Source organism: Thermococcus sp. JCM 11816, assembly GCF_055396515.1.
The window spans coordinates 2,039,814-2,064,666 of the sequence record NZ_AP043741.1 but is presented as its reverse complement, the minus strand read 5'-3'; the positions used below and the strand labels follow the sequence as shown (position 1 = coordinate 2,064,666).

The following is a 24,853-nucleotide window of genomic DNA, read 5'->3' as shown; positions in this document are numbered from 1 at the left end:
ATTGTTCAGCATAATTTTCGAAAAGTTTATACATACATCTTGCTAAGTAGTAATAATGAGAAGGTTGCGAGATTTATCAGTATTCGAACTCAAAGAGATTATGGACTATGCAAGAACTCTCGGTTCAGAGGGGCTTAGTTATTCAGCCATCTCATCAAAGATCGCTGAGGCATATGATGTTAGCGTTTCCCGACCTACCATCAGTAGATGGTGCAAGGGAACACACGACCCATTCAACAAAATAAACGATGTGAATTTGAGCCCGTCCCCAGCTCTCTCGTACGTGATTGGTGTTTATCTGGGAGACGGAAGCATTCATAACAAGGATAACGGAAAATACCGAATAAAGCTCAAGGTTGTAGACAGGGAATTTGCTGAGGCGTTTTACAATGCTCTGAAGACGCTGGGATTGCATCCCGTCTTTGGATTTGAAAACGATTCCACGAGAGTTAATCGTTTTTATGTTGAAGGCTCCAGCAAGGCTTTGTATGGATTTTTGAAAAATCCCATTGAATTCCTATTTGAGGTAGCAGAGTTGTATCCTGCGGAGTTTTTGAGGGGTTTCTTTGACAGTGAAGGTTTTCCGGTGGTCTCTGCTGGTAAAAGATTTAGAGTTTATGTGGAGGCTGTGAACTCGAATCTGAAACTGCTCGAATTTTCAAGGAAGTTGCTCGAGACAAAATTCAAGATAACATCCGCGATATTCAAGATGTATTCTAAAGGTCAGAGGGTTGTTATACGAGGACGGGAGTATAAATCAAATGTGGATATGTTTGGCCTGCGAATAACCAGATTAATGGACATTAAACGGTTCCACGAGGAAATTGGATTCACTGCAGAAAGAAAAACTCAAAAACTGCAGTATGCGCTCTCTCTTCTGGAATGCTGTCCCAACGATGCCACTATGCGTTGGAAGGAGAGATACATTAAAGTTGGTAGGGAGTATCGGGAGCGGGGCAAACCTTTTTAAACTCATTCCGCAACGCCGATGCGAAGGGGCGGCTGGCGGGAGCTGGCCGTCACCGGGAGGTGTATGATATGGCGAGGATACACGCGAGAAAGAGGGGTAAGTCTGGTTCAAAGAGGCCACCGAGGACCGCTCCGCCGGCTTGGGTCGAGTACACGGCGGAAGAGGTCGAGGCTCTGGTTGTCAAGCTCAGGAAGGAAGGCTACAGCACGGCCATGATAGGCACGATTCTCCGCGACCAGTACGGCATTCCGAGCGTCAAGCTGATAACCGGCAAGAAGATAACCAAGATACTCGAAGAGAACGGCCTCGCTCCGGAGATTCCAGAGGACCTCATGTTCCTCATCAGGAGGGCCGTCAACCTCAGGAAGCACCTCGAGCAGCACCCGAAGGACAAGCACTCAAGGAGGGGCCTTCAGCTCATCGAGAGCAAGATCAGGAGGCTCGTCAAGTACTACCGCAGGACTGGCAAGCTCCCAGCCAAGTGGCGCTACGACCCAGAGCAGGCCAAGCTCCTGGTCCGCTGATCCCTTTCCTTCTTCTTCCGGTGATGCCGCGTGGATAAGGAGGCTTTTTTGGAGCGCGTTAGGGAAGGGGCCGAGCTAATTAAGATGCATATCGAGTTAGGTCACACGATAAGGCTCATCTCCCACAGGGACGCTGACGGCATCACGGCAGGTGCGATTCTTGCGAAGGCCGTTGCGAGGGAAGGGGGAACCTTCCAGCTCAGCATCGTCAAGCAGGTGAGCGAGGAGCTTATAGACCAGCTGGCGAGGGAAAAGAGAGAAATCTACGTTTTCAGCGACCTCGGAAGCGGCTCAATTGAACTCATCGAAGAAAAGCTGAACTTTGCCACCGTCGTCGTTGCCGACCACCACCCACCCGAGAAGGACTCGTTCTCAACGGACTCCCACGTCCTTGTTAATCCGGTTCCATTCGGAGCAAACAGCGTTAGGGACTTGAGCGGCTCTGGGGTGGCCTACTTCGTCGCAAGGGAGATGAACAGAAAGAACAGGGACATGGCCTACGTAGCCATCGTCGGCGCCGTTGGGGATATGCAGGAGATAGACGGGACTTTTCACGGACTCAACCTTGAAATCATAGAGGACGGAAAGGAGCTGGGTATTCTCGAAGTCAGGAAAGAACTCAGGCTCTTTGGAAGGGAGAGCAGGCCGCTCTATCAGATGCTCGCCTACGCTACCAATCCTGAAATCCCGGAGATAACGGGAGACGAGAGGAAGGCAATAGAATGGCTCCGCGCCAAAGGCTTTGACCCTGAAATGAAGTACTGGCAGCTGAGGGAAGAGGAAAAGAGAAAGCTCCACGAGGCCCTCCTCGTCCACATGATAAAGCACGGAGCACCGAAGGAAGCAATAGACAGGCTCATTGGTGACGTTGTCATAAGCCCGCTCTACCCTGAGGGGGACGTAAGACATGAGGCGAGGGAGTTCGCAACGCTCCTCAACGCCACAGGAAGGCTGAACGCCGGAACGCTGGGAGTTGCTATCTGCCTGGGCGACGAGGAAGCCTACAAAGTTGCCAGAAAGATGCTCGACGACTACAAAAAAGAGCAGATAGAGGCGAGGAAGTTCATAATCCAGAACTGGAACATGGTCGAAGAGGGGGAGCACGCCTACGTCTTTTACGCTGGCAAGAACATACGGGACACTCTCGTTGGAATAGCAGCCAACATGGCCATCAACGCGGGTCTGGCTGACCCAGAGAAACCCGTGGTAGTTCTAGCCGACAGCGACGAGGACGAGAACCTGGTAAAAGGCTCTGCCAGAACCACGGAGAAGGCACTGGAGAAGGGCTACCACCTTGGGGAAGCGTTGAAAGAGGTTGCCGAAAAACTTGGCGGCGAGGGCGGTGGACACGCCATAGCCGCGGGCATACGCTTCCCGAAGAACAGGATAGACGAGTTCATTAAGCTCTTCAACGAAGCCCTCGGGAGGCAGGTGAAGGGCGGTGGAAGTGAAGGCGAGGGTTGAGATAGTCTGGCACTACGGCGATGATGCCAAGGCGAGGGCAATAGCTGAAGCAATCCAGGTGGACAACGAGAGCATGCCCGAGGAACTAAAGAAAAGTTTAAATGTGCAAACCCGATGGGTTGATGGAGACGTCATAACAAAGGTTAAATACTCGGGTGAGATTGACACCCTCATCAAAGCGCTCGATGATATTGTGTTTTCGGTCAAAATCGCCGAAGATAGCGTAGAGGTGTGAACTGGAGGTGTTAAGATGGCAAGAGGTAACCCAAGGAAGAGGGCCGCTGCGGCTAAGGATAAGTGGAAGATGAAAGAGTGGTACATCGTTTACGCTCCCGACTTCTTTGGGAGCAAGGAGATAGGCCTCACTCCCGCTGACGACCCTGAGAAGGTTATAGGCAGGGTTATTGAAACGACTCTGAAGGACCTCACCGGCGACTTCACCAAGGGCCACGTCAAGCTCTACTTCCAGGTCTACGACGTCAAGGGTCAGAACGCCTACACCAAGTTCAAGGGCCACACCCTCGCGAGGAGCTACATAAGGTCCCTCGTCAGGAGGAGGACCACCAGGGTTGACGGCATATTCAACATCACCACCAAGGACGGCTACAAGCTCCGCGTCATGGGCATGGTCATCGCCTACAGGAGGATTCAGACCAGCCAGGAGAGGGCAATCAGGAAGATCATCCAGGACATCATCTACAAGAAGGCCGAGGAGCTCAACTTCGCTGACTTCGTTCTCCAGTCTGTCAACGGTCAGATAGCCAGCGAGATAGCGAAGGAAGCGAGGAAGATATACCCGATCAAGCGCGCCGAGGTCAGGAAGATAAAGGTTCTCGCCGAGCCTTCCGCCTGAAGGCTTTTTCAATTCTCTTTTGGTTCTATTCTCGGAAACGTTATATGCTTCCATGCCGTATTCATGTTGGGTGATAGGGTCATGGGATCTGCCACAAAGCACATTCAAGCCGAGATAGATGAGAGGCTCTACCTCATGCTGAAGTCCATTTCCATCCGAACTGGAAAACCGCTCAAAGAACTTTTGCAGGAGGCGATTGAGAAGTACGTCGAGATTGAAGAGAAAGAGCTTAAACAAAAGGCGAAAAACGACCCCATCTGGAAAATCGTTGGAAAGGGGGAGCTTGAGGAGAACGCCAGCGAAGACGAGGAGTGGGGGCTTACCGAATGAAAAGGCCGGTGCCAGAAGTTATCTACCTTGACACGAGTGCGCTCATAGCCCTCTTCAACAGAAATGACAAGAACCATGAAAGGGCTGTATCTTACCTGAGGGAGGCCCTCGAGTCCGGGAACCTCTTTCTCCTCTCAAGGCCAGTGCTCATGGAGTACTTAAACGGCCTATCCAAGAGGTATGGAAAGGAGATCGCTAAGGAAAACTACGATGCCCTAACCTCTAGCAGCTTCGTGTACATTGAGAACGAAACGGAGGCAGATTGGAGAAAGGCTTGGGAGTTCTTCTTTAAGTATCGCGACCAGAGGGGTATTGACCTCTTCGATTCCCTCAGCTTTGCGATCATGGAAAGGCTCGGCCTGAAAACAGCTTTCACGTTTGACTCTGAATTTAAGGTTCATGGGTTTAGGACTGTACCATAACCGGGAGGTGATACCTTGAAGTTTCTCGTCAAGACTCAGAGGGGCATGGAGTCCGTTGCTGGGAACTACATCCGAGAAGCCCTTCCCAACGCTGAAGTCTGGGCTTCTCCCATGGGTTATTCGGGTCTTGTAATAGTTGAAACCAACGATGAGAACGCTGAGGAAAAACTCCTTGAAATACCTGAAGTGGAGCGCGTTATACCCGTCCTTGTCGAGACGAATGCGGAGCTGAAGGAGATAGAGAAAGCCGCCGATGAAATAGCCAGTCTCATAAGTAAAGATGAAACCTTCGCCGTCAAGACCAAGAGGCGCGGAAAGCACGACTTTTCGAGCATCGATGTCAACCGCGTTTTAGGTGCGAGGATCAAGGAGCTCACCGATGCGGACGTGAACCTGAGCTGGCCGGACAAGGTAGTCCAGGTTGAGATAATAGGGGATAGGGCGTTCATCTCGGTTCTTCCAGGGGAGGAATACCGAAAATACACTCCAGACAAGTTCGACGCCAGGAAGCTCTTTTCCAAGGTTACCCTTGTCCAGATGCCCTACTGGGGCGACTACAAGGCCTGCAGGAAGTTCGGTGAGAAGATCGGCAGGGCGGCCCAGGCCTTTGAGGTCAAAGAACTCATCATAGCACCTAAGGAGAAAATGGACGCCTACGAGCTGATGGAATTTCTCAGGGGCATCAAGATAGGCCAGGAGAGCAGGTACCAGATACAGAGGGAGGCTTATCCCTGGAAAGTCGAGAAGGTTCCCGTGTCTGTGTGGGATCTCTACCAGGTCATTAGGGACAAGAGAAGGAACAAAAGACTCCTGATAATCACTGATCCTAAGGGACCTACTTTAGCAGAGGTCAAAGAGAAACTGGCAAAGGACATGCACTACGCCAAGGAAGTAGTCATATTCATTGGTTCGCGGGAAGGCATCCCGAGGGGCCTCTTCAGGTTTGCCGATTACGTGGTTGACCTAGCACCTTACATGACGTTTGCGACCGAGCACGGCATACCAGCGACGCTGGTCTCCCTCTGGGAGGTTTATGAAGAGTTCCTCAGGAAGAGTGAAGAAAAAGCCGAGGACTCTTCCTGATCTTTTTATCTAAATCGGCGTCAGGCCCTAAGGTCGTCCTCACCGCTCGGGAATCCGCCGTAGTCATCATCCGCCGGAGTCTCATACCATCTCAAGAGCGTAGAAGAGAGCAGCACCGATTAGACCGCCAAGAAGGCTTGCCAGAAAGTTAGTGGAGTTGTTGTCAGTGATTCCCTTCTCCTCAAGGGTCGCTCCAATGAGACTGTCCAGATTCACGCCAACGAAACCGCCAATTGTGACTGCGAGTAACATTTTCCAGGTATGAGTGGTCAGCGGGAGAGCGAAGGGGGCTATCATCAAAGCACCGATGAGGGCTATAACCTCACCCTGGACTGATACGGCACCATTCGTTCCGGGATTAACGGGTTTCAAGTTGGTTATTAACCTAGGCTTCCTACCGAGGACTTTTCCAAGCTCGCTCGCGAGAGTATCTCCGTTCACCGTGGCTATTGAGGCAAAAGTTGCCGCCCAGAAGATATCCTCCTTAACAGCAGCTTCCACCAGGAGAAATATTAGCACAGCCAGACCGTTTCCGAGAACGTTGCCGATGCTTCTTGTGCCGTTGTTTGACTGGGCGAGGCCTTTCTTAACTTTTTCTCCATACCGATACTTTGTGGCCAGAACCCCGAGGATAAGGAAGGTCAAAAGTGCCAGAAACGTCCACGTTCCACCAAGCACAAGAACACCTAAGCCCAAAAGGGCCGCGGCTATCGAGCCCTTGGCATCTAAGGCTCGGGAGCGATATGCCAGGACCCCAAGGAGGAGCACCGTGATTATATCAGCAATGATGTTCAAAGTCATCACCGTCATCTTGGTAGTGCTCTGAAGAAGGTTTATTACTTTTTCCCCATTTTGAAAATAGAAGGAGAACAGAGACTAGAGGGTCTCAAATTTGATTGTCTCAGTGATGAACGTTACGTCCATGTGGTCTATCGCGGGAACTTTCTTGGATATCTCAGAGATTATCCTTTCAAGCTCCCTCATGTCCTTGGGCCCAATTACGTGGATCACAAGGTTGTGGGAGCCAAGTGCACGCTGGATCACCTTGACGTGTTCGTCTTCCTTAAGGGCCTCTATGGCATCCTTGACATTTGCACCGGGCTTCAGAGTAATACCGAGGACAACGTGAACGTAACCGAGAGCATCATAATCGGGTATCACGGTGTACTTTAAAATTACACCGCTCTGCTCAAGGCGGTTCATCCTGCGGGAGATTCTCTGCCTTGTCGTGCCGAGAAGCTCGGCGAGCTCCTTGTATGTGAGGCGAGCGTTCTTTGAGAGAAGCTTAAGGATGCGAAGGTCAACGGGATTTATTTTATCCGCCATCACAGCCACCCCCTAACGTTTGTTTGAGTTGTTTACAAATGCATATAAAAATGTTTCGTTTTTGGATGTACTTCGGCATAATCCAGTTATTGATGGGTCGCCAAAAATCGCGGTTATTGCAGCATTAAACGTTCAAAAGTGTTATAATTGCGGGAGCTTACTACAGAAATACGATAATAAAAATAAAACCATCAGCTTCGCAAATCTCTCTTTCGGTATTTAAGCACGGTACTGTCAAGGGCCTGGAAGGCGTCAATTCCATAGTGGTTGGCTATACATAGGAGGGCGTAGAGAACGTCGCCGAGCTCCTCTTCAAGTTTCTCTTTCCCCCCATGTCCCTTAATGCCCTCAAAAGCAAGCATGGCATCGGCGAGTTCACCGACCTCCTCCACCAGCGCCGCGAGCATCTGGAAAGGGGGCCAGTAGCCCCCCTGCCTCTGGATCAGCTCATCGACCTTCCTCTGAAGTTCATTCATACCCAACGAGCACCCCTTCAACTTTCTTCAAGAGCTCTTCAATCCTCTCTGTGTTGGCCTTATAGAAGCGCATCCTACCTTCTCTGCGCTCCTTCACAAGGTCGAGCGTCTTCAGGGTGCGGAGGTGGTGGCTTATGAGGGTCTGGTCCTCACCGAGGACTTCAGAGAGCAGGCACACACAGAGCCAGTTGTCGCGGGTGAGCTTCAGAATCTTGAGCCTTATCGGGTTGGACAGGGCCTTTAAGAACTCAATGATTTCTCTATCAACTTCAGGCTCAAGCTCCGCTTCCATCTCGGGAAGTCCGCATTTCTCGTAGCACTTGAAGACGCTCTTTTTGGGCCTTTCGGGGAGTTTCTCCACTATGTCCCTTACCTTCATGTTCATCACCGAGGAAAATCCGACGAATCCCTAAATAAATCTTTTTCACATGAAATATTCAATCAATGATCTCAATAAGGACCTCCTCCCCCGAGGATGTGTATGCCCTCACATCGTCCTCGGTAAAGGGCCAGGGAATTATCAGGTGGACTCCCCCGAACTTTGAAAAGAACCTCAGATCGGCCTCAGAGGGCCAGAATGCTGGAGAGGGATGGGAGTGAACGGTTCCCTTTATGCTCTCGTCCAGAGGGAGCATCCAGTGGTTAAAAAATACCGAGTTTCTGCCGGGATACTGGTTGGGAGCTATCAGAACCTCCTCAAAAATTCCGTCCTTCTCCCTCAAAAAGCCAGCAAACTCGTTAGGATAGGCACTCCTGGCCAACTGAAGAAGGTATTCCAGAAGCTCCCTGCGGATTTTTATCGTTCTCATGGACGGCACCTCAAAAGGGAAAAGGTCAGCGAAGCGAAGAGTCATCACCGCTCAGGTGTCCTCGGCGTCATCACGCCTTCTCAAGGTACTTCTCGAGGCTCTTGGACGGGACGTCCAGAGGAAGTCCTATCTTCTCAAGGGCCACGCGAAGAGCGTAGACCCTCGCGTGCTCAAGGAACGGTTCATCGGCGTAGGCGGAAGGCTCGAACGCCTCGTAGGCTTCCACAACCTTCGGGATGTCGGACTTTTTAACCTTTTTGAACGCCGAGAACTCACCCTCTATACCCTCAACGTCTATGTGCGCATACGCGGGAAGCTTTAGGGTGACCGTCTCGTTGATGCTCGCTAAAAGCCTTGCAACATCGAGTAAGGGTGTTTTTTCGTCTATGATGAGCCTCTTGACGACTATCCACTTTCCGTGCTTGGCAGTAAAGTTCACGTGGTCTTCTTCATACGGAAATTCTACCTCAACTCCAGTAAGCTCACCTTCAGGGTAGTTGATGGGAACAACACCTTCGAGCGTCATCCTGACGAGAACTGCCTTTGCAGCATCAACCAAGAGCTTTTTCAGCTTTTTGTCGTTCTCTCTGACCAGTCCGCCCAGTTTCCTCGATGTTCCAGGGGACTTGAGCGCGACTATTGTGTCGCTGAGGGTGTCTTTCCTGACTTCTTCTGCCAGTTTTCTTATGCCATCTATGTCTATCTTTTCCCCCATGTAGCCGGGTATCCTGGAGTTCACAGAGTTCGCTATTCCTGCAAGGAAGTGGGCAACGTTCTCATCCTCAAGCTCCGTGAGCTTCTTGGCGACCCGCCAGTCGTTATGCTTTGCTGTGAATGCAACGTGCTCCTCTATCCTCATGCTCTCACCGAAGGGAGTTTTGACGTTGGGCTTTTAGCTTTTTTGTGGCGCTGCCCATACCCTCAAAAAAGGTTATAAATCGGGTCAATCCACTCAGTCCTAGAGCTGAGAGAGGGAAGAAAGATGGACGAGGAGTCCACCAAGGAGAGGCTGATTCCCCGCGAGTACGGAGAAAGTCTTGATCTAGGAATCGATTTCAAGACCACCGAAGAAATCCCGGTACCGGAAAAGCTCATCGATCAGGTCATCGGTCAGGAACACGCAGTTGAGGTCATAAAGACGGCCGCAAACCAGAGGAGGCACGTTCTCCTCATAGGCGAGCCTGGAACTGGTAAGTCAATGCTCGGCCAAGCAATGGCGGAGCTCCTTCCAACGGAGAACCTTGAGGACATCCTGGTCTTTCCGAATCCCGAAGACGAGAACATGCCAAAAATAAAGACTGTTCCAGCATGCCAGGGAAGGCGTATCGTGGAGAACTACCGCAGAAAAGCAAAGGAACAGGAAGGAATCAAGAACTACCTCCTCATGTTCGTCATATTCACGGTGATACTGGCAATCATCATGGAGCCAACGGCCACCACACTCCTAATGGGAATGTTCGTGGTGCTCCTCAGCATGATGGTGCTCTCCAACATGCGCTTCAGGAACACGGTTCTTGTGCCAAAGTTACTCGTTGACAACTGTGGAAGGAAGAAGGCTCCCTTCGTTGACGCCACAGGAGCGCACGCTGGAGCACTGCTCGGTGACGTCAGGCACGACCCCTTCCAGAGCGGTGGTCTGGGAACGCCCGCCCACGAGCGCGTTGAGCCGGGCATGATACACCGCGCCCACAAAGGCGTCCTGTTCATAGACGAGATAGCAACGCTCTCACTCAAAATGCAGCAGAGCCTCCTCACGGCGATGCAGGAGAAGAAGTTCCCAATAACCGGTCAGAGCGAGATGTCGAGCGGTGCGATGGTGAGGACGGAGCCTGTCCCATGTGACTTCATCCTAGTTGCCGCCGGAAACCTGGACACCATAGACAAGATGCACCCGGCTTTACGCTCCCGTATCAGGGGCTACGGTTACGAGGTCTACATGAGGACAACGATGCCAGACACCATTGAGAACAGGAGAAAGCTCGTCCAGTTCGTCGCTCAGGAAGTCAAGAGGGACGGCAAGATACCACACTTCACAAGGGAAGCCGTTGAGGAGATAGTGAGAGAGGCCCAGAAGAGGGCGGGAAGGAAGGGCCACCTCACGCTCCGCCTCAGGGATCTCGGTGGTATAGTCAGGGCGGCTGGAGACATAGCCATCAAAAAGGGCAAGAAGTACGTTGAGAGAGAAGACGTCCTTGAGGCAATGAGAATGGCAAAACCGCTGGAGAAACAGCTCGCCGACTGGTACATAGAGAACAAGAAGGAGTACCAGGTCATAAAGACCGAGGGCGGTGAGATAGGCAGGGTAAACGGTCTCGCAGTTATAGGCGAGCAGAGCGGTATAGTCCTGCCGATAGAGGCCGTCGTTGCCCCCGCGGCCAGCAAGGAGGAGGGCAAAATCATAGTCACCGGAAAGCTCGGTGAGATAGCAAAGGAAGCTGTCCAGAACGTCTCGGCAATAATCAAGCGCTACAAGGGTGAGGACATCAGCAGGTACGACATCCACGTCCAGTTCCTCCAGACTTATGAAGGCGTCGAAGGTGACTCGGCGAGCATAAGTGTAGCAACGGCCGTTATCTCGGCCCTCGAAAACATACCGATAAGGCAGGACGTTGCGATGACAGGCTCCCTCAGTGTCCGTGGAGAAGTGCTCCCAATAGGTGGGGCGACACCGAAGATAGAGGCTGCCATAGAGGCGGGCATAAAGAAGGTCATAATACCCAAGGCCAACGAGAAGGACGTGTTCCTGAGTCCCGACAAAGCAGAGAAGATTGAAATCTACCCGGTCGAGACCATAGACCAGGTGCTGGAAATAGCACTCCAGGACGGGCCGGAGAAGGACGAGCTTCTCAGGAGAATACGCGAGGCCCTTCCGCTTTACGGGTCTTCCTAACTTCTTTGGGGTTTCATTTTCTTTCCTTGAACCTTAGAACGAAGAAGAGAACTACCATGAAAACCGTTACGACCTCGCTGACCTCAAAGGGCAGGATGCCGACGACTCCCAGTGTATAGAGAACTGCCAGAAGAATTACAATGACAAGAAGAATGCGATAGGCCTGTTTTTTCTCCACTTCAGACACCTTCCATTACTCCCTAGATAGAGTCTTTCCGAGTCTGAACAGATCAACCCTAGTTATTATGCCAACGATCTTTCCGGCCTTATCCTGAACAAGAACTGCAGGGTGATCCTCAAGGAGGTACTTGACAACCTCAAGGTCTTCATCCTCGTTAACGATTGGGAAAGGTTCTTCCATGACTTCCACAACCTTGTGCCCGTAAATGTCGTCGTACTCAAGGCTCTGGCGCACGAGCGTCCTCTCGGTGATTGAACCAACGACCTTGTTTCCAGAGATGACGGGAATCTGGGATATGTTGTGTTCATTCATAAGTCTGATAACCTTCTCCACGCTATCGTAGGGCTTGACCGATATGACTGGAGATGACATGACATCCCTGGCCTTCGGCTGGGCCTTTTTGCACTCAAGGAGGGCCTGGAGAATTCGGTTGAGGGTCGAGAGCCTCGGGTCAACCTTCCCGGCTTCAAGCTTGGCTATGTAGGCCTGAGTCACTCCAGCCTTCTTCGCAAGCTCTTCCTGTGTTATGCCAAGCTCCTTGCGGATTTTCCTGATCTCCCTGGGGTCTATGGGCCGGGGTATGGTCACCATCAATAACCACCAGTTATTGGACGGTGGTGGGTATTATAAGGCTTTCTTGAGAAGGGCATCGAAATGTGGGCCGGGTACAGAGGCCCGCGGTCACTGCTCCCGCGGGTGGATGCTCCCGGCCCTGTGGGCTCGGCGTGAGCACGCTCCGCTCACGGAACCCGATACCTTGCGGAGGCGGTTGTACCGAGCCCTGCGAGGAGACTGACTGTCCCCTCGCTGTCGGCGTTGTAATGTAGTCAGAGAAGTTTAAAAACATAGCTCAACCTGTGGAGATTAAGATAATGCCCGCAACCGCAAGGGCAAGCCCCTCGAATATTCTCCTGTTGGGTTTCTCACCGAGGAGGAGCACAGCCAGAAGTGATGATATAATCGGGTTTATCGCCGAAACGGGCGCCGCTATCGGGGAACCAACGCTTGAGACGGAGTACACAAAGAGGTACTGGCCGAGAATAAGTCCGAGCACAGCGGCACCGCTTATCGTTAGAAATTCTCCGATGGTAATGCTCCTGATTTCTCCATAGTATTTCGGAAGAAGGATTGAGATGCCAATTGCCGCAAACATCATTCTAATGCCGGCGAGTTGGAGTACGGGGACATCGGAGCTCAGGTAGTCCAGCAGGGTTATTGCCACACTCCAGGATATCGGTGCCAACAGGGCGTATATAAAACCGAGTCCATCAACTTGCTCCTCTTCTTCTGCCCTTCTGACTATTATTATGGCAGTTACAACAAGCAGGGCCCCGATAACCACCTGGGGACTGACTTTTCTGTCCAAAAAGAGAACAGCCCACAGTATTGCCCAGAGTGGGTATGTGGAGGTAATCGGTACAGTCCTCGACACTCCCATCCTTTTTAAGGCAGAGAAGTAGAAGTAATCGCCGATTACGAAACCGAACTGGGCGGAGATGAACGCCACTAGAAGAAGCCTTGGGGAAAGTCTAAAAACCCCCATATTGTTTGTAGCGAGGAAAATTACCAGGAAGGTCAGTGCCGCAACGTAGAGCCGCAGAATATTCGCACTTATAGGAGACAGCCTTTTTAAGCCCATTCTCACAAGGATAGTCGCTGACGCCCATGAAAACGCCGAAACCAGTGCCGCAAGGATTCCAATTATCAATGAGTTCATGGTGCTCACTTGAAGAGACGCCTTAAAAAATTATTGGCTTAGCGTTTAGATGTTCGTAGAAGAGATGTTTTATTAGCCCCTCCCGAAGAGCAATTTGAAGTGATGAGCCAGGCTAGGCTGACCTTAGGGATGATGAGGATCTTGAGTGCTGAACAAAAAAGGAATGAGTCAGCGGAGGATTATGTTGAGCTTCCTCAACCTGATTGAGACGCTGTACTCGCTGGACACCTCTTTGATAACCCTGTTTATGGTCTCTGCAACATCCTGCTTTATTTTTTCGTCCGAGATTCCCGAGTATGCACCGAAGAGACCTCCAACTTCTTCCTTTGCGAAGCTGGCCTCTATATCAACATACACAGTGGAACCCTGAACCTCGTGGTTGAGCTTTAACCACTTAAAGGTAGCACGGGGCACAAGTTTCAGCTCCGCGTGAATTCTGGCTTTAAGGGTTTCAATCGCCGGCTCAATCCTGCTCTTAAGAAGCGTCTGTTCCGCTTCCTTTTTCTTTTCTTCGGTGAGGAACGCGAGCTCGTCTATTCCTGCCTCCTGGAGAAGCTTTTCCACTTCTTTCTCAAGGAGTTCTTTCTTTGCCAGGATTTCTGAGGCCTTCGCTGACGTTGGTTTCACGGAGGGCTTAGTAGGCACAACACCTTCAGGACGAATCACCTCAACAGTGACGGTGTGAATTGAAATGTAGCGCTCTATGGCCTTAGAGAGCTCACGAGCATGGCGAGCCAGCACGGCTCTAACAGCTCTCTCTGCAGTGTCCTTATCGTATTCTCCCTTCACAGCAATGGAGAGGTTTATCTCAAACTCTCTTCTTCCTTTTATATCGAAGTACGCACTCTCCACCAGCATTCCCGAGGTTTCAATTTCCCTGATAACAGTCTTGGCAAAGTTACTGAAATACGGCCACATATCCTCGAGTACTGACAGCCGGATTTTCTTGCTCTTATCTATGTAGTCAGTTCTCTTTTTGTCCTTTTCAGTGATTTCCCTGGGTCTGGCTTCTTCACCGTCGAGAACTACTCTTATATCCTTGAGACGGGGTTTGTACTCAGAGACCCTGAATATTATTGGGGCGTTCTTGCTCACTATGTGGAAAATCCTTCTCTCCGAAATCTCTATATCCCTGCGGTTTTTGCTTTCCGAGCTTCCATATACGGTAACATTGAGATCAACAACCCCTCCCTCTGCATGGCCGGTGAATTCAATCTTTTTTATTCTGATACCGCGGATTTTTTCAGAGTCCCTCTGTATAGCCTCAGCGTATTTCATAAAGGCCTCCTCGGGGATTTTTTCACCCTCGAGCTTTATGGAAATTTCGGGCCCAATTGTTGTCTCCGCTTTCTTGGGTACAATCTCTGGGAGTTTCTCAGCTTTCTTGGGGGCGGTTCGTTCTCTTTCAGGAGCGGCCACCTTTATAGGCTGAGGCTTTTCAACTATCCCAGCTTTTGGCTCCTCACCACCCTCTTCAAAGAGCTCGTTGATGGGCACTTTTGGGGTTTCTGAGTATGCCTCAAGGTTCTCAGCTATGGCAAGCTTTAGTTCAATTTCATCTAACGAATAAACATCAACGATCATTGGCTTGTCGAGGAGAACTTTGAATAGCTCGACTGTCTTGTCACCGCTGTATCTCTCGTTTGTATCTACCACAATACCCTCAGCCGCAAGGACTTTACTGCTGTCAAGCAGGAGTGTTATGTAATATTTGTTACGGCTATCCTTAGAGAATATCTTCAAAAATACCCCACTTCCTTGAGAGAGGGCCTCTTGGATTAAATTACTCAGTTCCATTTTAGAGGTAACGACCGCGTTCTCTACCATGGGAGTCTTTGTTGGAAGCTCCATGGGCACCACCATTAGCTATATATATTGCCTCGCCAACAGAACCAAATGGCAAATTCACTTCATAGTGTACCAGGGTAACTATTTAAACATTATTGTCCGACTAGGGTGATGCTGATGAGGATACTAATACTTGGAGGGGGCATCCTGGGGCGTCTGATAGCAGAGGCACTCCGCGGTGAATTTGAGGTTACTATCATAGAGAAAGACGAGCTAAGAGCTCAAACTCTGAGCGAAGGCGGGTTAAATGTAGTCCACGGAGACTTCTCATACACTGCCACACTCCTGAAGGCAGGCATAGACAAAGCGGACCTGCTTGTGATAACTACGATGGATCTCGAAACCATCAAAAAAACTGTTTATGTTGTGAGAAGCAACAGCAAGAACATCCCAATCGTTACAGTTTTACCCGATGGCACAACTATTGAGAGCCTTAAAGAGGACTTAAAAGCCTCTTTCGAGGCCGATTTAAACATTGACTACGCAATAACCCCCATGGATGCCATTAGGGATGCCCTCCTGGCTGTCATACACCGCATTGGTGAAAAGAAGAACCTGAACCTTCTCCTCAAAAAGTTAAGGGAGCTTAGAGAGTCCGCCGATACACTGGGAATAATAATGCACGACAACCCGGATCCAGATTCAATAGCGAGCGCCACGGCCCTGGCAGCTATTGCCCAGACTCTCGGGTTTAAAACAAAGATTTTCCACGGTGGTGAGATAACCCACCACGAAAACAGAGCTTTCATAAACCTACTTGGAATTGAACTCACCAAAGTTTCACGGGGATCGTATGAGATAAAGAGGATGCCTTTCCTTGCCCTCGTTGACTGCCAGCCAAACGGCAATCTGACCATTCTCGAAGAAGCCGACCTTGAGAGAATCAAGATAGTGATAGACCACCACCAGGTTCTCCAGCATTTGAGTGAGTTATTGCCCGAAGATGCGTTCACAGATATCCGTCCAGAAGTAAACTCGGCATCCTCTATCCTTGTAGAGTACCTCAGGGGCATGAACTATCCTTTGACTCCGGCTTTAGCTACCGCCCTATTCTACGGAATATACGTGGACACAAAGAAGTTCTCCAAGCTCAGTCCGGTTGAGTTAAAGGCTATCGAGTTCCTCGCAGGAAAGGTCGATTATGAGATTCTCGATAAAATAGAGCACCCCGACATAAGCACCGAAACGGCTGAAATACTCGCGAGGGCAATACTGAACCGCAGGATGTACAAGAACGTCGTTATCAGCAACGTTGGCTTCATAAAGAACAGAGACGCCCTGGCAGAAGCGGCGGACTTCCTCCTTAGGCTGGAAGGGATAACAACAGTTCTGGTCTTTGGCATAGTTGAGGACTACATAGAGATGTCGGCCAGGACTCGGGATGTCCGCGTTAACATAGGGAAAGTCATGAAGGAGGCATTTGGGGAAATCGGCAGCGGTGGCGGCCATGCCCGCGCAGGGGGCGCAAGAATTCCGCTCGGGCTTTTCAAGCTGGCCAAAGACAAGAACTCTCTCCTTAGGCTCGCAGAGGAAGCTATAACGGAAAAATTCCTTGAGGCACTGAACATAAAGGAAGGCTAAAGGAAGAGAGAACAACCCTTTTCATTTATTTGATTCCAAGGATCACTCCTCTTTTGCCCTTACGAGTATTATATCCCCAATGGCAGTAACGCGGTCGTAGGGAACCCCAACTTTTTCACCAGGAAGCACAAGTGCCAGCACCCTGCCGCGGCCCTGGTCTATCTCTATTAGAACCTCATCAACGTAACCGACGTAGTTGCCCTTTGTATTATATATCTGCTTGCCGTATATTGCTGAAAGCCTCATCACCATTGCAATCACCAGGGCAGGTTAGCAATGGACGTATTTAAACGTTGTCTTTTGGAATTCTCCTAAACCGTTCGAGTCCCCATCGCATCAGAGAACCCAACACCAAGAAGAGCGCCACACGTCCGCTACTCTTTATCACCGAGAAGAGGCCGCCCTCGACCCCCTGAAAAGGCTCAAAACTCCTGAATAAAAAGAGAACAACCGCAAATCCCCCCACATAATTGGAAAAGCCCAACAGTGCATCGTTTAAATCGGAGGGCTTTATCACAAAGGCAGCCATCAAAGCCAGAACCGCAAGAATGTAGTCAAGGCTTTTCACTCCGCCCCCATAAGCCCAGGAAAGTACGAGCACGGCAGTGAAAACCACCCCCATTAAGGAAGCCGCGGGAGCGACCCTAAATCCCGCTGGCCCGAGGTACATCCCAAGCACAACACCCACAGCCGCACCCAGAAGTATGGAGTAGGCCATGTAATCCCTGCTTGCAGCGTATCCAAAGAAAACAACCAAGAATCCCAAAAAGGCCCCCCAACCCAGAGTAGGCCAGAACAGCGTTCAACCTTGCGTTCATTGGATTACCTCAAGTCTTACCCTGTCCCCGTCCTTAAGCTTCAGCGCCTCCCTCAAATTCACCGGTGCAATTATCTCGGCTATCCTGGGGGGATGTATGGTTCGAGAAGGAACGACTATAGCCCCCTTGATCCCACCTATCATAACGGGATACGCCTTAACATCACCAAAAGTCCGGCCATCTTTGACGAAGCCAGGGATTATTACCGGCCTAATATTGCAAACTGCATCAAGCACAGTCTTAGGAAACAGAATTTTAACGTTCAAAGTGCCTGGAAACGGCTTAAATCCAAGGTACTCCTCGATAAGGGGTTCGTACTGCCTTACATAATAAGCACCTTCCCCAAGTCCCGACACGACTTCACCCACTATCACTCCTTTTGATAGCGCGTTTGATATTTTGTCGCATATCTCCTGAAGGAAATCGAGACCCTTTGGGAGAATCTCAATATATGTTCTCCTTCCCTCCGTCTTTCGCTCTATCAGTCCCTCATCCTCAAGCTCCGCAAGGAGACGGAGAACAGTCTGGGGGGACGTATTAAGGGCATCAGCAAGTTCTCTTATCGTAATTCGAACGGGTCGTCCTATCGCGTTTCTCTCAGATAATTCGATGAGCATCAATATTTTCTTCATTCTTCTGCCACCGCCACAACCTCTGTTGTTACGTTTTAAAATGTTTCGTAACAACCTAGCTCCAAAGTTAGATGTTATCCATGAGCATGTATTTTTTCTCTGATCACATGACCATCATAGTATTCAGCAAAAGAAAGGCGGATTTGGACTTAGATCTGAGGGTGAAAATTTAATATTCGAACTATCCTTCACCTCTTGGTGGTCTACGTGCACGAGCTCTACACGGTGCTAGCTGAATACTACGACACAATCTACAAAAGTAGAGCCGAGAGGGTTAAGGAAGAGATTGACTTCGTCGAGGAAATCTTTAGGGAGGACGCGAAGAGAGAGGTAAAGCGCGTTCTCGACCTAGCCTGCGGGACTGGAATCCCAACGCTAGAACTTGCAGAGAGGGGCTACGAAATCCTCGGTCTCGACCTGCACGAGGAGATGTTGAGGGTTGCGAGGCGGAAGGCAGAGGCTCGGGGTTTGAACGTCAAGTTCATCCGGGGCAACGCCCTGGATATAAGCTTTGAGGAAGAGTTCGACGCTGTTACGATGTTCTTCTCTTCAATCATGTATTTCGATGATTCTGCAATTCGGGAATTATTTAATTCTGTAAGGAGGACGCTGAGGCCAGGAGGGGTCTTCATAGCTGACTTCCCATGCTGGTTCTACGGCGGGAACGATGGCCCGATAGTGTGGGACGAAAGGAGGGGAGATGAAAGGCTCGTGATAACCGACTGGCGGGAGGTTGAGCCGGCCGTTCAAAAGCTCCGCTTCAAGAGACTCGTGCAAATAATCATGCCGAACGGAGAGACAAAGGCGTTTTTCGTCGATGACGAACTCAATATCTACACGCCGAGGGAGATGAGGCTTCTGGCAGAGCAGTACTTCAGCGAGGTCAAAATCTACGGGAACCTGAGGAGGGACATCGCCCCCAGCGACAGGAGGTACTGGCTGGTGGCCGTGAAGTGACCCAAACTTTTTTAAATACGCTGGCCATTTCTATACCCTGGTGGTGCCTATCGTCCACCGTAACACCTATTTCAACCCCTGAATTCCAGGCGTTCCGCCCTTCTGGGTTAGCTCAAGCTCTGGCACCACCGCGGCTAAGGTTTTTAAAAGGCCCTTCTGAGGTTATCCCATCTTCAGAAAAACCAAAGGGTGATGCCCATGCTTCCTAAAAACTACGACCCCAACGAGATTGAGCCCAAGTGGCAGAAGTTCTGGCTCGATGAGAAGATATACAAGTACGAGCTCGACGAAAAGAGGCCGAGCTACGCGATTGATACGCCCCCACCGTTCACGAGCGGAACGCTCCACCTCGGCCACGTTCTCAGCCACACCTGGATCGACATCATGGCCAGATACAAGAGGATGACCGGCTACAACGTGCTCTTCCCGCAGGGCTTCGACAACCACGGCCTTCCAACAGAGCTGAAGGTCGAGAAGGAGTTCGGCATAAGCAAGGACCAGCCAGAGAAGTTCCTCCAGAAGTGTATCGAATGGACCTGGCAGGCCATAGAGGCGATGAGGAACCAGTTCATAAGGATAGGCTATTCCGCCGACTGGGACCTCGAGTACCACACGATGGACGACTGGTATAAAGCGGCCGTCCAGAAGTCCCTCATCGAGTTCTACAAGAAGGGAATGCTCTACCAGGCGGAGCACCCAGTCTATTGGTGCCCGCGCTGCAGGACGAGTCTTGCCAAGGCAGAGGTCGGCTATGTGGAAGAGGATGGCTTCCTCTACTACATCAAGCTCCCGCTCGCCGATGGAAGCGGTCACGTGCCGATAGCCACCACCAGGCCAGAACTCATGCCCGCCTGTGTGGCAGTTTTCGTCCACCCTGAGGACGAGCGCTACAAGCATGTTGTCGGCAAGAAAGTGAAGCTCCCGATATTCGAGAGGGAAGTTCCCGTTCTGGCCGACGAGGACGTTGACCCGAGCTTTGGAACTGGTGCTGTCTACAACTGTACCTACGGCGACGAGCAGGACGTCGTCTGGCAGAAGCGCTACAACCTTCCGGTCATCATAGCTATCAACGAGGACGGAACGATGAACGAGAACGCCGGGCCTTACGCCGGCCTTAAGACAGAGGAAGCCAGGAAGAAGATAGCCGAAGACCTTGAAAAGATGGGTCTCCTCTACAAGAAGGAGAAGATAAGGCACAGGGTCCTCCGCCACACCGAGAGGAGCTCCTGTATGGCTCCCATCGAGCTCCTGCCGAAGAAGCAGTGGTTCATCAAGGTGAAAGATTTCACGGACGAAATCGTCAAGGTTGCCGAGCAGATAAACTGGTACCCACCGGACATGTTCCTCCGCCTGAAGGACTGGGCGGAGTCAATGGACTGGGACTGGGTCATCAGCAGGCAGAGGGTCTTCGGAACGCCCATCCCGTTCTGGGTCTGCGATAACGGCGAGATAATCCTGCCGAACGAGGAAGATCTGCCAGTTGACCCGCGCTTTGAGAAGCCCCCGAGGAAGTGCTCCGACGGAAGCGAGCCAAAGCCTGTAACTGACGTCCTCGACTGCTGGGTTGACTCGAGCATAACCCCGCTCATAATCACCAAGTGGCACGAGGCCATTAAGGGCGACGAAGAGGGTAAAAAGTGGTTCGAGCACAACTTCCCAACGGCTCTGAGGCCGCAGGGAACGGACATCATAAGAACGTGGGCGTTCTACACAATATTCAGAACGTGGGTTCTCACCGGCGAGAAGCCCTGGCACGACATCCTCATCAACGGTATGGTCGCCGGACCGGACGGAAGGAAGATGAGCAAGAGCTATGGCAACGTGGTTGCCCCGGACGAGGTCATCCCAAAGTACGGCGCTGACGCTCTAAGGCTCTGGACGGCTTTAGCGCCGCCGGGAGAGGACCACCCGTTCAAGTGGGAGACCGTTGACTACAACTACCGCTTCCTGCAAAAGGTCTGGAACATCTATCGCTTCGCAGAGAGGCACCTTGAGAACTTTGACCCCGCTAACGCTCCAGAAGAGCTTGAACCGCTCGACCGCTGGATACTCAGCAGGCTCCACAGGCTTATCAAGTTCGCGACCGAGGAGATGGAGAAGTACCGCTTCAACCTCCTCACCAGGGAGCTGATAACCTTCGTCTGGCACGAGGTCGCGGATGACTACATTGAGATGATCAAGTACAGGCTCTACGGCGACGACGAGGAGAGCAAGCTGAAGGCGAAGGCTGCCCTCTACGAGCTGCTCTACAACGTGATGCTCCTGCTGGCCCCGTTCGTGCCGCACATCACGGAGGAGCTCTACCAGAACCTCTTCCGCGAGAGGATTGGAGCCAAGAGCGTCCACCTACTCGAGTGGCCGAAGTACAGCGAGGCCAGGATTGACGAGGAGGCCGAGAAGCTCGGAGAGCTCGCTCGCGAAATAGTCGGAGCCATGAGGCGCTACAAGAACAGCCACGGCCTCTCGCTCAACGCCAAGCTCAAGCACGTTGCTATCTACGCCACAGATTCCTACGAGGTGCTCAAGACCATAGAGAAGGACATAGCTGGAACCATGAACATCGAGAAGCTTGAGATAATCAGGGGGGAGCCCGAGCTTGAGGAGAGGATCATCGAGATAAAGCCAAACTTCAAGACGGTAGGGCCGCGCTATGGAAAGCTCGTGCCGAGGATCACCGCCTACCTCAAAGAGAACGCGGAAGAGGTGGCAAAGGCACTCAAGGAGAGCGGAAAGATCGAGTTCGAGGTCGATGGCCAGAAGGTAGAACTTACCAAGGACGACATCGTGCTCAGGAAGGCCGTCTTCAGCGAGGGAGAAGAGGTCGAGACGGCGGTCGTTGGAGACGCTGTGATACTCTTCTTCTGAGCTTGCCTTCTTTACATTTCCTTGTTACCCAGGGTCAACCTTTTTAAAGCCATTTTCAAAGAGGGTGGAAGGTGAGAGACTATGAAGAGACTACCTGGTAGCGTGAGAAGAGCCATCCGCGCGAGATACTATGACATAGAGCCGCGAGCGTGGATTGGGAAGAAAGGATTAGCCGAGAGTGTCATCGAGGAGATAAACACCCAGCTTGAAAAGGATGGGATCCTGAAAGTCGAGATAAGGAAGGGCGCGCTCATCTCAACCGGAATGGACAGAAAGGCCATAGCAGAGAGGGTCGCGGAGCTCACCGACAGCGAGCTTATAGACGTCAGGGGCAAAAGGTTTATATTGTTCAAACCGAGGGAAGGCTGGGAAAGGTATTTAAGGCGCCTTGAAAGAAAGGCGTCCGCTGAGAGGCGGGAGGAGAAACCCGTCCAAAAAGTCAGGCTCGATATCGCTAACTTCAGAAAGAAGTTTAAGAAGGGGAGGGATTGAAAGATGGCGACTGTCTATGACGTTCCCGGTGACCTGCTCGTCGAGAGGGTTGCCAAGGCTCTGAAGGAGGTTCCCGAGATAAAGCCGCCCGAGTGGGCCCCGTTCGTCAAGACTGGAAGGCACAAGGAGAGGCTTCCCGAGCAGGAGGACTGGTGGTACTACCGCGTTGCCAGCGTCTTCAGGAAGGTCTACATTGATGGCCCGGTCGGAATCGAGAGGCTCAGGACCTGGTACGGCGGAAGGAAGAACCGCGGCCACGCTCCGGAGCACTTCTACAAGGCCGGCGGAAGCATCATCAGGAAGGCACTCCAGCAGCTTGAGGCCGCTGGCTTCGTCCAGAAGGTTCCGGGCGAGGGAAGAATCGTTACCCCGAAGGGCCAGAGCTTCCTCGACAAGATCGCCACAGAGCTCAAGAAGGAGCTTGAGGAGCAGATTCCCGAGCTCAAGAAGTACTGAGCTCTCTTCTCATATGTTTTTTGAGAGTCCAAGTACTGAATTTGGATAGCTCATGCTCGTCTAGTTCCCAACCTCCAGAGAATTATGCCGACCAGAATCACAGCTACCACCGCGAGAACCGATATCTTAGGGATGTTCTCTCTCATTCCCGTGTTTAGATCTGAGCAAAGCGGGAGGCCGAGCACGCTAAGGGGTTCATAATACGGTGGGACGATGTAGGCATCTCTCCAGGTGATAAGGAGAAACGTGTTGTTACCCACGACAACGGCTTCGGTTTTATCCGCAAGGGCGTAGCTAATGGGTATCCTTCTGCCGTTGTTTATGATGAATGCAGTATTATTCTCGTGATCAATTTGAAGGGTTCCAGTTTCGTTATTCGGGATGTATTCGCCATTCACGGGAATATATCTAGGGGGGATCAGGTTCTTTCCCAGCTCCCTCTCATCCGTCGTGTTGAAGATTTTGAAGCCCTCATCGGTCAGCTCGTAGGCAGTGAAGCCCTCGGTAGTGGTCCCGTTCTGTCGTATCTCCCACAAGAAGGCAACAAGGGGGTGGTCGTTCTTTCTGTAAACTTGAACCCAAACGTGATGGTACACGTTTTCATCTTCTTGGTAGTCCAACCAGTAGTAGGTTTTCCTCGGGGTTTCAACGGTGTAGTTTCTCCAGGAGAGGGTTCCGTTTCCCAGGATGACGTAGGAACCGTTGTATTCAGCGATGGGGAGGCCATCTATATAGAGTGCTTCTCTGCACTTTCCGCTAACCCTGTACACAACTGGAAGGTTGTACATCCTGAACGAGACCACCCACTCGTTTTTCTCCCACGACCAGAAACCGTAGAGGGACTTCAGCGGTCTCGACGAGTACGCCAACTTTAGAACTTCCTTTGTGATGTCCCTCTTCGTGCCATTTGCGATCAAGAAATACCTCGTGGGAGTGTATTCCGGAAGGAAAGAGGGCGGCTCGTACCTGATTCCATCCTCAACCGCAATATCGAAGGGCGCTTTAACCTCAGGAATGTGGAATCCCTCAGGGGTCTCGTTTTTAAGCTCGAAGTCTCCGTTGTGGTAGAGGTAGTAAACGGTAGTGTTCGGAAAGATCATATCTACGCGGGCCCACAGGCGGCCTTTGTTGTCCAGTCCGAGGTTGACCCACGCGTAGGGGGTAATGCCCGCGTTCTCGGGGGCTATCGTGTCCCTCGCCTCCCACGAGAGGCCCCACTCCCCGGTAACGTTCAGTGTTTTTGGGTCGAGCCTGAAAACGCTGTCGCTGGCTGAGTGAGGAACACTCCCATAGTTAACAACGAGAAAAATGCTCCCGTTGTAGAACAGAAAATCGCGGGCATAGCCGACGTAATTGGGGAGCACCGGCCTTAGGGTTATGGGAACACTTCCGTTGTACACCCCCATGTAGAGTTCGTCGTACGGGTAAGAGTAGATAAGGGTTAGGTTTCCGGCATTGGCAACCTCCAGAGTGTCCACAATGGATAAAAAGTCTCCATCTTCGTATGGCAGCTCCTCCGCTTCAAGCTTCCATGTTAGATCTTGGAATTCGCTCCCATTGTACGCAAAAAGCCCGTCGTTCTCAACGAGCAACTGGTGGCAGCTTTCACACCAGGCTGTACTGTAGGCACTCACGCAGGGCGATGAGAGTACAATCAAAACAGATATGAGAGCGAGTAATTTTCTATAGTGATTCATTTTAATCACTACATCAAGGGTTTTATTACATTATTGAGTTGTTATTCTCCCTTTAAGCTTTTCGTCCCAATACCTTTTTAACGGGACTTCCAATTTTAACCTGGAGGTGAGAACATGGCGGAGGACATAGAGGAGATCAGGAAGCGCAAGCTCATGGAGCTCCAGAAGAAGTACCTCGAACAGCAGAAGGCCCAGGAAGAAGCCCTTAAGAGGGAGATGGAGCTGGAAGCGCAGCTGGAGGCAATAATGAGAAAAATCCTCACACCCGAAGCAAGGGAGAGGCTTGGAAGGGTCAAACTAGTCAAACCCGAACTGGCGAGACAGGTTGAGCTTCTCCTGGTTCAGCTCTACCAGGCGGGGCAGATAAGGGAGAGAATAGACGACGCAAAGCTGAAGAGGATTCTGGCCGAGATAGACGCCAGAACGAGGAGAGACTTTAAGATCAAGTGGTAAAGGGATCGC

29 protein-coding genes are annotated in these 24,853 nt (G+C 51.3%); 15 read left to right on the top strand and 14 right to left on the bottom strand.

The genetic code is table 11. The features are described 5' to 3' along the window. Positions 1-55 precede the first annotated feature (55 nt). The 8 genes from ACZ5TN_RS11540 (at position 56) to ACZ5TN_RS11505 (ending at position 5,646) form a co-directional block, all read left to right on the top strand. The gene (locus tag ACZ5TN_RS11540) at positions 56-970 is read left to right on the top strand and encodes an LAGLIDADG family homing endonuclease (RefSeq protein ID WP_464916771.1); all 915 of its coding nucleotides are present in this window, start codon (positions 56-58) and stop codon (positions 968-970) included. 68 nt (positions 971-1,038) lie between these two features. Beyond that, positions 1,039-1,494, top strand: a complete 456-nt coding sequence (locus ACZ5TN_RS11535; RefSeq protein ID WP_011250202.1) for a 30S ribosomal protein S15 — start codon at positions 1,039-1,041, stop codon at positions 1,492-1,494. Positions 1,495-1,524: 30 nt separating this feature from the next. Next, on the top strand, positions 1,525-2,958 hold the full coding sequence (gene gan / locus ACZ5TN_RS11530) for a GINS-associated single-strand DNA-specific exonuclease (RefSeq protein ID WP_011250203.1): 1,434 nt from the start codon (positions 1,525-1,527) through the stop codon (positions 2,956-2,958). Then, positions 2,936-3,193: a KEOPS complex subunit Pcc1 gene (locus ACZ5TN_RS11525; protein WP_011250204.1), complete on the top strand. Its 258-nt coding sequence runs from the start codon at positions 2,936-2,938 to the stop codon at positions 3,191-3,193. The genes gan and ACZ5TN_RS11525 overlap by 23 nt, the downstream gene beginning before the upstream one ends. Before the next feature lie 15 nt (positions 3,194-3,208). Beyond that, positions 3,209-3,811, top strand: a complete 603-nt coding sequence (locus ACZ5TN_RS11520) for a 30S ribosomal protein S3ae (RefSeq protein ID WP_011250205.1) — start codon at positions 3,209-3,211, stop codon at positions 3,809-3,811. Between the two features lie 63 nt (positions 3,812-3,874). Beyond that, on the top strand, positions 3,875-4,141 hold the full coding sequence (locus ACZ5TN_RS11515) for a hypothetical protein (protein WP_232500564.1): 267 nt from the start codon (positions 3,875-3,877) through the stop codon (positions 4,139-4,141). Then, on the top strand, positions 4,138-4,563 hold the full coding sequence (locus ACZ5TN_RS11510; protein ID WP_464916770.1) for a type II toxin-antitoxin system VapC family toxin: 426 nt from the start codon (positions 4,138-4,140) through the stop codon (positions 4,561-4,563). The genes ACZ5TN_RS11515 and ACZ5TN_RS11510 overlap by 4 nt, the downstream gene beginning before the upstream one ends. 15 nt (positions 4,564-4,578) lie before the next feature. Then, a complete protein-coding gene (locus tag ACZ5TN_RS11505; RefSeq protein ID WP_464916769.1) occupies positions 4,579-5,646 on the top strand; it encodes an SPOUT family RNA methylase in 1,068 nt (355 codons plus the stop codon). An 81-nt stretch (positions 5,647-5,727) separates the two neighbouring features. Here ACZ5TN_RS11505 and ACZ5TN_RS11500 read toward each other — a convergent pair whose 3' ends face one another. The 6 genes from ACZ5TN_RS11500 to ACZ5TN_RS11475 all read right to left on the bottom strand — a co-directional run bounded on the left by ACZ5TN_RS11500 (position 5,728) and on the right by ACZ5TN_RS11475 (position 9,116). Then, complete coding sequence (locus ACZ5TN_RS11500) at positions 5,728-6,447, bottom strand: DUF92 domain-containing protein (protein WP_464917651.1); 720 nt, start codon at positions 6,445-6,447, stop codon at positions 5,728-5,730. A gap of 75 nt (positions 6,448-6,522) precedes the next feature. Beyond that, complete coding sequence (locus ACZ5TN_RS11495; protein ID WP_048053714.1) at positions 6,523-6,972, bottom strand: Lrp/AsnC family transcriptional regulator; 450 nt, start codon at positions 6,970-6,972, stop codon at positions 6,523-6,525. 191 nt (positions 6,973-7,163) lie between these two features. Then, on the bottom strand, positions 7,164-7,448 hold the full coding sequence (locus ACZ5TN_RS11490; protein WP_011250211.1) for a MazG nucleotide pyrophosphohydrolase domain-containing protein: 285 nt from the start codon (positions 7,446-7,448) through the stop codon (positions 7,164-7,166). After that, positions 7,441-7,833: an ArsR/SmtB family transcription factor gene (locus ACZ5TN_RS11485; protein ID WP_332370041.1), complete on the bottom strand. Its 393-nt coding sequence runs from the start codon at positions 7,831-7,833 to the stop codon at positions 7,441-7,443. Before ACZ5TN_RS11485 ends, ACZ5TN_RS11490 begins: the two co-directional genes overlap by 8 nt. Positions 7,834-7,885: 52 nt before the next feature. Continuing rightward, entirely contained in the window at positions 7,886-8,257 is a 372-nt protein-coding gene (locus ACZ5TN_RS11480) for a Mov34/MPN/PAD-1 family protein (RefSeq protein WP_011250213.1), read from the bottom strand. A 70-nt stretch (positions 8,258-8,327) separates the two neighbouring features. Then, on the bottom strand, positions 8,328-9,116 hold the full coding sequence (locus tag ACZ5TN_RS11475) for a DUF2666 domain-containing protein (protein ID WP_011250214.1): 789 nt from the start codon (positions 9,114-9,116) through the stop codon (positions 8,328-8,330). Between the two features lie 123 nt (positions 9,117-9,239). Between ACZ5TN_RS11475 and lonB the strand changes: the two genes are divergently transcribed. After that, positions 9,240-11,147 carry an ATP-dependent protease LonB gene (lonB, locus tag ACZ5TN_RS11470; RefSeq protein WP_011250215.1) on the top strand — a complete coding sequence of 636 codons (1,908 nt, stop codon included), beginning with the start codon at positions 9,240-9,242 and terminating at the stop codon, positions 11,145-11,147. A gap of 13 nt (positions 11,148-11,160) precedes the next feature. On the opposite strand, the gene ACZ5TN_RS11465 is transcribed toward lonB, so the two are convergent. From ACZ5TN_RS11465 to ACZ5TN_RS11450, 4 genes are all read right to left on the bottom strand, one after another. Further along, positions 11,161-11,325, bottom strand: a complete 165-nt coding sequence (locus ACZ5TN_RS11465; protein ID WP_048053715.1) for a hypothetical protein — start codon at positions 11,323-11,325, stop codon at positions 11,161-11,163. Between the two features lie 15 nt (positions 11,326-11,340). After that, on the bottom strand, positions 11,341-11,919 hold the full coding sequence (locus tag ACZ5TN_RS11460) for a CBS domain-containing protein (protein ID WP_011250217.1): 579 nt from the start codon (positions 11,917-11,919) through the stop codon (positions 11,341-11,343). 259 nt (positions 11,920-12,178) lie between these two features. Continuing rightward, complete coding sequence (locus ACZ5TN_RS11455; protein ID WP_011250218.1) at positions 12,179-13,045, bottom strand: DMT family transporter; 867 nt, start codon at positions 13,043-13,045, stop codon at positions 12,179-12,181. A gap of 168 nt (positions 13,046-13,213) precedes the next feature. After that, positions 13,214-14,896 carry a hypothetical protein gene (locus ACZ5TN_RS11450; RefSeq protein ID WP_464917650.1) on the bottom strand — a complete coding sequence of 561 codons (1,683 nt, stop codon included), beginning with the start codon at positions 14,894-14,896 and terminating at the stop codon, positions 13,214-13,216. Positions 14,897-15,010: 114 nt separating this feature from the next. On the opposite strand from ACZ5TN_RS11450, the gene ACZ5TN_RS11445 reads away from it, so the two are divergent. Further along, positions 15,011-16,474, top strand: coding sequence for a DHH family phosphoesterase (locus ACZ5TN_RS11445; protein WP_464917649.1), 1,464 nt, complete (start codon positions 15,011-15,013; stop codon positions 16,472-16,474). Positions 16,475-16,516: 42 nt separating this feature from the next. On the opposite strand, the gene ACZ5TN_RS11440 is transcribed toward ACZ5TN_RS11445, so the two are convergent. Genes ACZ5TN_RS11440 through ACZ5TN_RS11430 form a run of 3 tightly spaced genes read right to left on the bottom strand, consistent with a single transcriptional unit; the run spans position 16,517 to position 17,924 of the window. After that, entirely contained in the window at positions 16,517-16,726 is a 210-nt protein-coding gene (locus ACZ5TN_RS11440; protein WP_054841391.1) for a PRC-barrel domain-containing protein, read from the bottom strand. Positions 16,727-16,760: 34 nt separating this feature from the next. Further along, positions 16,761-17,240, bottom strand: coding sequence for a hypothetical protein (locus ACZ5TN_RS11435; protein WP_464916768.1), 480 nt, complete (start codon positions 17,238-17,240; stop codon positions 16,761-16,763). A 48-nt stretch (positions 17,241-17,288) separates the two neighbouring features. Then, positions 17,289-17,924 (bottom strand): DUF120 domain-containing protein, encoded by a 636-nt coding sequence (locus ACZ5TN_RS11430; RefSeq protein ID WP_464916767.1) that lies wholly within the window; start codon positions 17,922-17,924, stop codon positions 17,289-17,291. Between the two features lie 207 nt (positions 17,925-18,131). Here ACZ5TN_RS11430 and ACZ5TN_RS11425 point away from each other — a divergent pair, with 207 nt between their 5' ends. The 4 genes from ACZ5TN_RS11425 to ACZ5TN_RS11410 all read left to right on the top strand — a co-directional run bounded on the left by ACZ5TN_RS11425 (position 18,132) and on the right by ACZ5TN_RS11410 (position 22,694). Further along, positions 18,132-18,881 (top strand): class I SAM-dependent methyltransferase, encoded by a 750-nt coding sequence (locus ACZ5TN_RS11425; protein WP_464917648.1) that lies wholly within the window; start codon positions 18,132-18,134, stop codon positions 18,879-18,881. 198 nt (positions 18,882-19,079) lie between these two features. Beyond that, on the top strand, positions 19,080-21,746 hold the full coding sequence (locus ACZ5TN_RS11420; RefSeq protein WP_464917647.1) for a valine--tRNA ligase: 2,667 nt from the start codon (positions 19,080-19,082) through the stop codon (positions 21,744-21,746). A gap of 81 nt (positions 21,747-21,827) precedes the next feature. After that, complete coding sequence (locus ACZ5TN_RS11415) at positions 21,828-22,238, top strand: YhbY family RNA-binding protein (protein WP_011250226.1); 411 nt, start codon at positions 21,828-21,830, stop codon at positions 22,236-22,238. A 3-nt stretch (positions 22,239-22,241) separates the two neighbouring features. Beyond that, positions 22,242-22,694 (top strand): 30S ribosomal protein S19e, encoded by a 453-nt coding sequence (locus ACZ5TN_RS11410; RefSeq protein ID WP_011250227.1) that lies wholly within the window; start codon positions 22,242-22,244, stop codon positions 22,692-22,694. Between the two features lie 50 nt (positions 22,695-22,744). Here ACZ5TN_RS11410 and ACZ5TN_RS11405 read toward each other — a convergent pair whose 3' ends face one another. Continuing rightward, positions 22,745-24,286, bottom strand: coding sequence for a hypothetical protein (locus tag ACZ5TN_RS11405; RefSeq protein WP_464916766.1), 1,542 nt, complete (start codon positions 24,284-24,286; stop codon positions 22,745-22,747). A gap of 219 nt (positions 24,287-24,505) precedes the next feature. On the opposite strand from ACZ5TN_RS11405, the gene ACZ5TN_RS11400 reads away from it, so the two are divergent. Next, positions 24,506-24,844 (top strand): DNA-binding protein, encoded by a 339-nt coding sequence (locus tag ACZ5TN_RS11400; protein ID WP_011250229.1) that lies wholly within the window; start codon positions 24,506-24,508, stop codon positions 24,842-24,844. The last annotated feature ends 9 nt before the right edge of the window (positions 24,845-24,853 follow it).